This is a genomic window from Bacillota bacterium (assembly GCA_040754675.1).
GTDB lineage: Bacteria > Bacillota > Limnochordia > Limnochordales > Geochordaceae > Geochorda.
On sequence record JBFMCJ010000610.1, the window covers coordinates 1 to 2,326 of the forward strand.

At 58.0% G+C, this 2,326-nt stretch carries 3 protein-coding genes; all 3 read left to right on the forward strand.

Features of this window, described 5'->3' with window-relative positions; all coding sequences use genetic code 11:
• On the forward strand, nt 1-498 hold a 498-nt coding region (locus AB1609_21555), incomplete at its 5' end, for a hypothetical protein (GenBank protein ID MEW6049022.1).
• A gap of 15 nt (nt 499-513) precedes the next feature.
• Nucleotides 514-999: a hypothetical protein gene (locus AB1609_21560; GenBank protein ID MEW6049023.1), complete on the forward strand. Its 486-nt coding sequence runs from the start codon at nt 514-516 to the stop codon at nt 997-999.
• Nucleotides 996-2,326: DUF87 domain-containing protein (locus tag AB1609_21565; GenBank protein MEW6049024.1), on the forward strand; the 1,331-nt coding region annotated here is incomplete at its 3' end. The genes AB1609_21560 and AB1609_21565, both read left to right, overlap by 4 nt.

The window sequence follows — 2,326 nt, forward strand, 5'->3', positions numbered from 1 at the left end:
AGGCTCTGCACAGCCAGGATCGCACGCGCCATGTACACGCTCCGGAACAAGCGAGGGATTGCACACAAAGGAGCGATCGACCCCAACAGGTACGACCTGAGGTTTCTCTATGCCGCGTCCCAGTGGATTCTTTCAGAACTGATCCGGTTGACGGCCGGCCTACCGCTAGAACAGGCGTGTAGGCTCGTCGACGAGGTGAACCTACCGCTGAGGGACCTGGTTCAAGATGTGGGGTCCCGCCGGATTGTGCTCGAGGAGCTGCCAGCGGATGAGGAGATCCTCATTTTGATGCACAGCTGGCATCCGAACGTTTCCCGGACGAAGGATATCCTTGCGGCACTACATCGGTGCGCTCGCAGTACGGTGTTCAATGCGTTGAAGCGGTTGGAGGAAAGGAGGTTCGTAGAAAAGGTTGGCAGAGGGGAATGGGTGCTCACGTACAGGGGGTTAAGCGAGGTAGCGAGCTTGGTCAAGCGGTGTCTTGAGCGACAAGAATGAGAGGAGGTATGCCACATGGCGGTGGATCTGACGGACTTGCTAGCACGGGCGTGGAAGTTGATTAGCGAGGCGATGTCTGGAGCTCCCCCTGAGGTGCAGGCTGCAGCGTTGCCACTAGTCTGGGAGAGAATCGCTCCTGCAGATGCGAGCCAGCCGGTCGGTCCGCTTACGGGCCAGGGCCCGGCGCTTCAGCGGATTGCGATCGGTGAGCTGATAAACAGAATGGGGTCGAGAGCATTCTGGGAAACAGTAGTGGCGGTTGCTTATTGCCTGGAAGCCGAAGGTACGTCGCCGTTTACGCCCAGGACCATCAGATCAGGTTTCGAGAAGGCTCGGCAGAAACTCCCGAAAAACCTATCTGACGCTATTGCAGAGGCCGTGCGTCGTGGCTATCTTGCGGAGGCCGCTCAGCCCATCAATGGCAGGCGTGCCTACTACCTGACGGACATGGGCCGCCGTTTCGTCGAAGATCGCTTATCGGCTAGCGGCGATAAGAAATGAGCCGGGCGCGAGAAATCAGGATCGCTGAGGGTTTCGCCCTGCCCATAGAAGTCTTTACCGGAAGATGCGCTGCGGTTCTGGGGATACGCGGTTCAGGAAAGACCAACACGGCCGCGGTCATCGTGGAAGAGCTGCTTGCAAACGGTTACCCCCTGGCAATTGCAGACATCGATGGTGAATACTGGGGCCTCAAGGAGCGTTACGAGATACTGTCCGCGGGCGGATCCGGGCCCGTCGATCTTGCGGTAATGCCTCGCCACGGCGGAGTACTAGCGCAGGAGGTCCTGAACCGCGGCATACCACTCATCCTGGATATGAGCAGCTTTGGCGGAGATGAGATGTATGAACTCCTGTTTCGGTTTGCCAGGGGCTTGTGGGAAGCTTCCGCAGAGGTACGGCGTCCCTTCCATCTCGTGATCGAGGAGGCGCACGAATTCCTCCCCCAGGGTCTCCGCACGGACTTGAAAGACATTCTTATCCGCGTCGCCCTCCGTGGCCGGAAGCGTGGTTTGGGGATGCTGGTCGTTAGCCAGCGATCGGCAAAGGTGGATAAGGACGTTCTGACGCAAGCCGAACTCCTGTTTCTCCACAAGGTGGTACACCCGGTTGACATGAAGGTGTACAAGGAGATCATACCGTGGCCAGGGGACAAGACCGAGACCGTGATAGCCTCCCTCGGCGTTGGGGAGTGCGTGGCTGTGGCCCCGGGGATTGTACAGACAGTCAGGGTTAGACAGAGGGCCACGTTTCACGCCGGGTTTACTCCGTCGTTCGCAATGGCGCGGCCCCCTAGGGTGAAAAGGGTCAATGACGAGTTGCTTGAGGTGTTGAGGCAGCTTACAGGTGCGCGTTCTGAGGAAGACGAGTTACAGACGCTCAAGGAGCAGTGCGAATCGCTACGGATGCAACTCGCTGAACGGGACAAACGGATCGAGCAGCTTGAATCAGAGTTAGAAGTGGTCAGTAGGCTTAAAGTCGACCTCGTGGTTCCCGAAGGGCTTGGAGCCGGACAGACTAACATAGGTGAGAAAAGCGGTAGGGGTAGGCCGGAGGGAGTTGCGGTCGTGAGGCATGCCTTCGGCCATGAAGGAGTCACGAACCTGCCCGCGGAGGCCTTCGTCCACCTTAACCGAATCAAGAAGCGGCTGTTGTCCCTCAACAAGGTACAGCGGAGCGTCCTGCATTTCTTGGTGTCCAGGTATCCGTCGCAATACACGTATTCACAGCTATCTACGTGGACGGGCTACAGCGAGTCGACGCTTTACAAGAGTGATCTTCAGTTCCTTGTAAGAATGGGTGTGGTTCGGGCTGGCACACGGGGCAGGAA

Coding starts and splice junctions, on each gene's coding strand:
- AB1609_21560 (MEW6049023.1), top strand. CDS start 514: ATGGCGGTGGATCTGACGGACTTGCTAGCACGGGCGTGGAAGTTGATT.